Here is a 7,072-nt window from a genome sequence, read left to right as displayed (position 1 = left end):
ATTCCGGCAGGCCCGCGCTGCGCCAGAAGTTCTCCGGGTCGATGCCCCGCTTCTTGAAGGCGGCGTCGACCCACGGCTGCAGGATCTGATACGGCGCCAGGTTGTGCAGCACCACCTTGAAGAACGGCCCCGACGCGATGGCCTCGTTGAGCGACGGCAGGAACTTGCCGACCTCGGTGAGGCCCGCGGCGATGTCGTCCTTGCGCTGGACCAGGATGTCGCTGACCGTGCGCAGCTGTTCCAGCACGTGGTTGAGGTTGGGGTTGTCGTTGATGAACCCCTTCACCTGTTCGGAGAACGCGGCGACGTTGCTCAGCAGCGCGTTGATGGCCTGGCCGCGCTCGTTGAAGGCGGCCAGCAGCACCTTCGTGTTGACCAGCAGCCGGTCGATCTGCTCGCTGCGGTCACCGAGGACGCTGGCGACCTGGTTGGCCTGGGCGAGCAGGTGCTTGACCTGCTCGTCGCGCTTGCCGATGGTGTCGGAGAACTTGGCCACCCCGTCGAGCGCGGCGCTCAGGTGCGGGTAGGTCTGGTCGATGGTCTCCGACAGCACGTGCAGCGACTGCTTGACCGTGTCGATGTCCCAGCCCGAGGCGGCCTTGGTCACGTCGAAGAACGCGTCATAGATCTGGTACGGGGTGGTGCTCTGGCCGATCGGCAACGAGTCTCCGGGCCGCAGCGTCTGGCTGCCGCGGTTCTCGATCTCGAGGACCTTCTTGCCGAGGATGGTGTCGGTCTTGATCGCCAGCCGGCTCTCGGTGCCGATCCTTTCGGTGCCGAGATTGAACTTGATCAGGATGTGATCGCCGTCGATCTTGAGGCTCTCCACCTTCCCGACGTCCATGCCGGCGATGCGCACCTTGTCGCCGGTGCTCAAGCCGCCGCTGTCGGTGAACTGCCCGTAGTAGTGCGGCCTGGCCATCAGCATCGGCACGCTGGTGAAGCTTTGGCCGACGCCGATGACGAGCAGCGTGACGATGATGCCCATCAGGCCGATGCGCATCCGGTTGGGGGGTTCCAGCGTTCTCATTGCGGCGTGCACCTACCCGTCGGCTGCTGGAAGAGCCGCACCGTGCGAGTCGGGCCGCCCCGCTGCAACCCGTTGAGCTTGAGGGTGATGTCGCAGGCGTAGAAGTTGACGAAGTCGCCGTAGGAGCCGATGGTGCGCCCGATCATGTTCAGCGCGGTCGGCACCCTTTTCAGGTAGTCCTGCAGTTGGTCTTGCTGGTCGATCAGCGGCTGCTGCACCGCGTCCAGGTAGTTCAGGCTGCTGTGCAGCAAGCCGCGGTCCTCGGCCAGCAGGTCGGCCACCGTCCCGGCGGCGTTGCTGATGTGCGCGGTCCCGCCGGCCAGCTGGTCACCGTGATTCTTCAGCCCGGTGATCAGAACCTCGAGGTTGTTCACGGTCTGATCGAATTGCTGGCGATGCCGGACCGTGGTGTCCAGGACGACGTTGAGGTTCTTGATCACCTCGCCGATGGCCTGGTCGCGCTGCCCGAGCTGGCTGGTCAGCTGCGCGGTGTTGTCGAGGATGTCGTTGATGGTGCCGCCCTGACCCTGGAACACGGTGATCAGCGCGGTCGCGATGGTGTTGACCTTCTGCGGGTCCAGCGCCCGAAACAGCGGCTTGAAGCCGCCGATCAGCGCGTCGAGGTCGAGCGCCGGCGAGGTCCGCGACGCGGGGATGAAGCCGCCCGGGGGCAGGACCTTGTCGGCGCCCTCGCCCTCACCGCGCTTGAGCTCCAGGTACCGGTTGCCGATCAGGTCGAGGTAGCGGATCTGCGCCATGGTCGACCGGTACAGCGGGATCGACCTGTCGACGCTGAAATTCACCCGCGCGCGCCTGCCGCCGTCGACCAGCTTGATCGAACTGACCTTGCCGATCTCCACGCCCGAGGCCCGGACGAATTGGCCCTGCCGCAGCCCACTGACGTTGGTGAATTCCGCGGAGTACCCGTAGGTGCGGTCAAAGCGCATCTGACCGAACACCACGATGATCATCACAGTGAAGACCAGCAGCACCAGCGAGAAGATGCTGAGTCGGACGATGGTTCCGGTGATTTTCATGGGTTGATCGTGTTATCCCCTACTTGGCGGCCCCAGACGTACTCGATCGCGTACGGGGAACCGGTGTCGAGGTGGTTGTAGGGCGCGATGCTGTTGCCGGAGTCCATCACCAACTCGGGCGCGGGCCACAGGTCGTGGGTGATGTGCTGCCAGCAGCCCGGCGCACCGCCCGGCCCGCCGCGCGCGTTCACCCGCGGCAGGTTTTCGGGATACACGTAGGGGTTGGGCGCCCCGCCCACCAGCCCGGCCAACCCGCCGAGCCCGGCGAGCCCCTGGGTCGGCAGCGCGAAGAGGCTGATGAGCCCGATGATGGTGGTCGCCGAGAGCGGGTTCAGGATCAGGCCCAGGCCCGAGAGCAGCTCGGTGTGGGCGTTCAGCGAATAGCCGTTGCCGCCGAGGAACGACGCCGCCTTGGGTTCGATGTCGTGGTAGTTGCGGACCGTGCAGAAGAGCTCGGGACTGTAGGTGTCCAGCAGCTGGGCCGTGGGCACCAGGTCCTTGGCGCCGCGCGCCAGGTAGGGCCCGCCTTTCTCGAAGATGTCGGCGCCGGTGTTGCCGAAGCCGGCCGCCGACAGCAACGCCTGGTCGAGATCCTTCTGCTGGGCGTTGATCGTGCGCGACGTGACGACGGCGTTGTTGAGGAAGTCGAACAGGTCCGGCGCGGCGTTGGCGTAGGTGTCGCCCAGACCCGCGAGCTGCCGGATGTCGTGACGGGCCTGCGGCATCTGCGGGTTGACATCGTCGAGGATCGCGTTGGCGTTGACGACCGACTGACCGAACCGATCGCCCAACCCGGTCAGCGCCTGCGCGGCGGCGCTCAGCGTCATGTTCAGCTTGACCGGATCCACCTGCTGCGCGATCTCGGTGATGGTCTGGAACAGCGTGTTGATCTCCGTCGTCACCGACCTGGCGTCGATCACGGTCTGTGGCGTGATCCGTTGCGGGGACGGGTTTTTCGGCGTCGTCAACGACACATATTTGCCGCCGAACACCGTCGTCGCCTTGATGTCGGCGTTCACGTTCGACGGGATCAGCTTGAGGTATCTCGGGTACACGTCGAGGCTGAACTTGGCCGCCGGCTTGCCGTCGCGCACCACCTCGGAGATGCTCGCGACCCGGCCGATCTCCACCCCGTTGTAGGTGACCTTCGAGCCGGGGTCCATGACCAGCCCGGCCCGGGAGGCCACCATCGTCAGGTGTTCCTTCTTGGTGAAATCGCCCCGGAACTGCCCGTAGACCAAAACGAGAGCCACCGCCGCGACCACAAGCATCGCGACCCCGGCCAGCTTGTACGGCGGGTTGTGGGGGGCGTTGATCTTTCCGGCGTGCCCGGTCGTGGTGGTCATGGCTACACCGTTAAAGCGAAGTTCGGGTTGACGCCGTAGAGCGCCAACGCTGCGGCCAACACGACAACCTGCACCGACACCAGCGAGAAGCGCATCGATCGGCCGACGGCCTCGCCCACGCCGACGGGCCCGCCGCCGGCGTTGTACCCGTAGAAGCAGTGGGTGATCATCACGACGGCGGTGATGATGATGGCTTCCACGAAGGACCAGAACACGTCATCGGGGCGCAGGAACGTCCGGAAGTAGTGCTCGTAGGTGCCGTGCGACTGTCCGTAGATCACGGTCGTGGTGATCTGCGGTGACAGGAACGACATGATCATGGCCAGCGAGTAGAGCGGGATGATCACCACCAGGCCCGCCATGATCCGCGTGGTCGCCAGGAACGAAATCGACTTGATGCCCATCACCTCGAGGGCGTCGATCTCCTCGCTGATCCGCATCGCCCCCAGCTCCGCGGTGGCGCCGGCCCCGACCGTGGCGGCCATCGAGATGCCGGTCACCACGGGTGCGGCGATGCGCACGTTGATCAGCGCGGCGAAGAAGCCGGTGAACGCCTCGACGCCGATGTTGCCCAGGGACGCGAACCCCTGGATGGCGACCAGGGAGCTACCGGACAGGGTCACGAACCCGACGATGGCGACGGTGCCGCCGACGACGGCCATCGCGCCGGTCCCCATGCCGATCTGGGCGATCAGCCGGAGGGTCTCCTTGCGGTAATTGCGCAGCGCGTGCGGGATGTGCCCGAGCGCCACCGCCCCGAACCAGGCCATCTGCCCGATGTCGTCGAGCCCGCGGCCGAGGGCACCGCCATAGCGGTTGAGGTTTTCGGCCGCCCGCGGGAAGCGGGCGCGCAGAACGGTACCGGTCGACATGTCAGTGCCCCGTCCCGAACCGCACACCGATGGTGGTGAGCACCACGTTCACGGCGTACAGCGCGACCACGCAGAGCACCACGGTTTCGTTGACGGCGGTGCCCAGTCCCTTGGAGCCGCCGCGCACGGTCAGCCCGCGAAAGCAGCCGACCAGGCCGGCGATCAGGCCGAAGATCGCGGCCTTGACGGTGGCGATGACGACCTCGGGCAGGCCCGTGATGGTGGTCAGGGTGGCGAGGTACGCCCCGCCCGACACGTTCTGCAGGTACACCCCGAACAGGTAGCCGCCCACCAGGCCGACGGTGATCACCAGGCCGTTGAGCAGCGTGGCGACCAGGGTCGCGGCGATCACCCGGGGCACCACCAGCCGGTGGATCGGGTCGATGCCGAGCACCTCCATCGCGTCGATCTCCTCGCGGATGGTGCGGGCGCCCAGGTCCGCGCAGATGGCCGTCGAGCCGGCGCCGGCCACCACCAGCACCGTGGTCAGCGGCCCCAGCTGGGTGACCGCGCCGATGGCGGCGCCCGCGCCGGACAGGTCGGCCGCACCGAACTGGGCCAGCAGAACGTTGAGGGTGAAGATCAGCAGAACCGTCAGCGGGATCGACACCATGATCGTCGGCAGGAAAGCCACCCGCATGATGAACCAGCACTGCAAGATGAACTCGCGCCATTGGAAAGGCCAGCGGAACAGTGCTTTTCCGGTCAGGACGCACATCCGGAAGAATCCGCCGATAAGAGTCAGCGGCGTCTCCAACTGGTCACGCAGGTAGCCGACCAGGTAGGGACCCCTCCGACTCTCCGTCGTCGAAGTCACCGCTGCCCCCTCCCCTCGGCACCGCCGGTCCGGCGGATCCGCGGCGGATCGTGTCGCACGCTTTCCCCCTCGCCTCTACGTGGCCGGGGGTGCCCCCACCCCCTCGCCGGTCCTGGGCTGGGGGTGCCCCCGCCTGACCCTACGTCTGTGACCATCGGCTCCCTACCCGCAAGTAGTAACGGAGACCACAGGAATGTACCCGATGGCCGTGAGCGTGTGAACTGCATCCGCACAATTAACCCTTCGTCAACAGCGGGCAAACGTTACAGTTTCCGTCAATCTCCTTCTCCGTTCGCAAAATCCCTTGCCGCAGAAGCACTTTCGGTCATGGTGACGACCCCGTAGCGCACCCGCAGCTCAGTCTTGAGCACCTTTCCGGCCGGATTGCGGGGCAGCGCATCGACGATCTCGAGCGCTTTCGGATGCTTGTAGCGCGCCAGCCGGTCGGCCAGGTACTCGTGCAGATCGTCGAGCCGCAACTCCTCGCCGGCGACGGCCGCGATCGCGATCGGCACCTCGCCCCACTTCTCGTGGGCCCGGCCGATAACTGCGACCTCGACGATCTGGGGATGGCCGGCGAGAACGTTCTCGACCTCGGCGCAGTAGATGTTCTCGCCGCCGGAGATGATCATGTCCTTCTTGCGGTCGACCACCCAGACGTAGCCGTCCTCGTCCATCCGGACCAGGTCGCCGGAATGGAACCAACCGCCCGCGAACGCCTCCGCCGTGGCCTCCGGGTTGTTCCAGTAGCCGCTCATCAATGTGGGTGCGCGGTAGACGATCTCGCCCACCTCGCCGACCGGCACGTCGTTCATGTTTTCGTCCACCACGCGGGCCGCGACCGTGGGGATCACCTTGCCGACCGAGCCGCGCTTACGGATCGCGTCCTCGCCGAGCAGCATGCAGGTGACCGGCGACATCTCGGTCTGCCCGAACGCCGCCAGGATCTGGGTTCCGGGGAAGGTTGCCGACATCTCCCGCAGCAACGCGTCCGGCGCCGGGGCGGCCCCCCACGACATCACCCGCAGCCTCAGCTCGCGGGGTCGCGCCTGCTGCTCGGCGCACACCGCCTGCCACTGCGCGGGGACCAGGAACAGGCCGGTGACCTTCTCCGCCGCCAGCACGTCGAGCAGCTGCCCGGGGTCGAAAGCGCCCAGCGGATAAATCACCGTGGGGATGCCGAGCAGCATGCTGGTGAGCATGTTGCCGACCCCGGCGATGTGGAAGAACGGAACACCGATGAAACCGACGTCGCTATTTATATCGGCGCCGTTGGTGTACAGCCCGGTCATCGTCTGGCCGGTCAGGTTGGCGTGGGTCAGCACCGCGCCCTTGGGCCGGCCGGTGGTGCCCGAGGTGTACATGATCAGCGCCGGCGAATCGTTGGGGATGTCGACGGGCCCGTGCGATTCGCCGGTCTCGTCAATGAGGTCCTCGTAGCCGAAGACGCGGTCGTCGGTTGCCGCACCGGCCACGACGATGGTGTCGAGCATCGGCTGGATGTCGCGCACGCCGGTGGCCACCGGGGCCAGCACCGATTCGGTGATCAGCATGCGCGCTTCGCAGTCCTCGACCAGGAAGGCGATCTCGGCCGGGGTGAGCCGGAAGTTCAGCGGGACCGCGATGGCGCCGAGAGCGTTGACGGCCAGCACCGCCTCGACGAACTCGGCGCGGTTGAGCATCAGGATCATGACCCGGTCGCCGAAGCCGACACCGCGGCGGCTCAACGCGTCGGCCAGCGCCGAGACCCGGCGGTGCAGCGCGCCCCAGGTGATCGTGTTGCCCAGGTACCGCAGTGCCGTCGCGCCCGGTTGCATCAGCGCGTGCCGCTCGAGTTGGTTGCACCAGTTCTGCCGCCGGGCCAGGTATGGCTGCTCGGTGGCCGCTGTCAGGTGGCTGGCCAATTGCGCGGTCAACTACCGCCTCCCCTTCACCTCTCGCACCGCTTGCGCCAGGTTGATATTTGATAA

At 66.5% G+C, this 7,072-nt stretch carries 5 protein-coding genes and 1 pseudogene; all 6 read right to left on the bottom strand.

Annotation, left to right across the window (positions count from 1 at the left end; genetic code table 11):
• Nucleotides 1-1,030: virulence factor Mce family protein (locus BN4348_RS56515; protein WP_142308828.1), on the bottom strand; the 1,030-nt coding region annotated here is incomplete at its 3' end.
• Entirely contained in the window at nt 1,027-2,067 is a 1,041-nt protein-coding gene (locus BN4348_RS56510; RefSeq protein WP_066917357.1) for a virulence factor Mce family protein, read from the bottom strand. The genes BN4348_RS56510 and BN4348_RS56515, both read right to left, overlap by 4 nt.
• Nucleotides 2,064-3,413, bottom strand: coding sequence for an MCE family protein (locus BN4348_RS56505; RefSeq protein WP_066917356.1), 1,350 nt, complete (start codon nt 3,411-3,413; stop codon nt 2,064-2,066). The genes BN4348_RS56510 and BN4348_RS56505 overlap by 4 nt, the downstream gene beginning before the upstream one ends.
• A gap of 2 nt (nt 3,414-3,415) precedes the next feature.
• A complete protein-coding gene (locus BN4348_RS56500; protein WP_066917355.1) occupies nt 3,416-4,285 on the bottom strand; it encodes an MlaE family ABC transporter permease in 870 nt (289 codons plus the stop codon).
• A 1-nt stretch (nt 4,286) separates the two neighbouring features.
• Nucleotides 4,287-5,102 carry an MlaE family ABC transporter permease gene (locus BN4348_RS56495; RefSeq protein WP_066917354.1) on the bottom strand — a complete coding sequence of 272 codons (816 nt, stop codon included), beginning with the start codon at nt 5,100-5,102 and terminating at the stop codon, nt 4,287-4,289.
• Nucleotides 5,103-5,348: 246 nt separating this feature from the next.
• Nucleotides 5,349-7,018, bottom strand: a pseudogene (fadD5, locus tag BN4348_RS56490) (fatty-acid--CoA ligase FadD5).
• Between the last annotated feature and the right edge of the window lie 54 nt (nt 7,019-7,072).

This window comes from Mycobacterium interjectum, assembly GCF_900078675.2.
Lineage (GTDB): Bacteria > Actinomycetota > Actinomycetes > Mycobacteriales > Mycobacteriaceae > Mycobacterium > Mycobacterium interjectum.
This window is presented reverse-complemented; position numbering and strand designations above follow the sequence as displayed.

What these genes read in the sequence shown, in the direction of transcription:
- BN4348_RS56510 (WP_066917357.1), bottom strand. Translation starts at nt 2,067, where the DNA reads ATGAAAATCACCGGAACCATCGTCCGACTCAGCATCTTCTCGCTGGTG.
- BN4348_RS56500 (WP_066917355.1), bottom strand. Translation starts at nt 4,285, where the DNA reads ATGTCGACCGGTACCGTTCTGCGCGCCCGCTTCCCGCGGGCGGCCGAA.
- BN4348_RS56505 (WP_066917356.1), bottom strand. Translation starts at nt 3,413, where the DNA reads ATGACCACCACGACCGGGCACGCCGGAAAGATCAACGCCCCCCACAAC.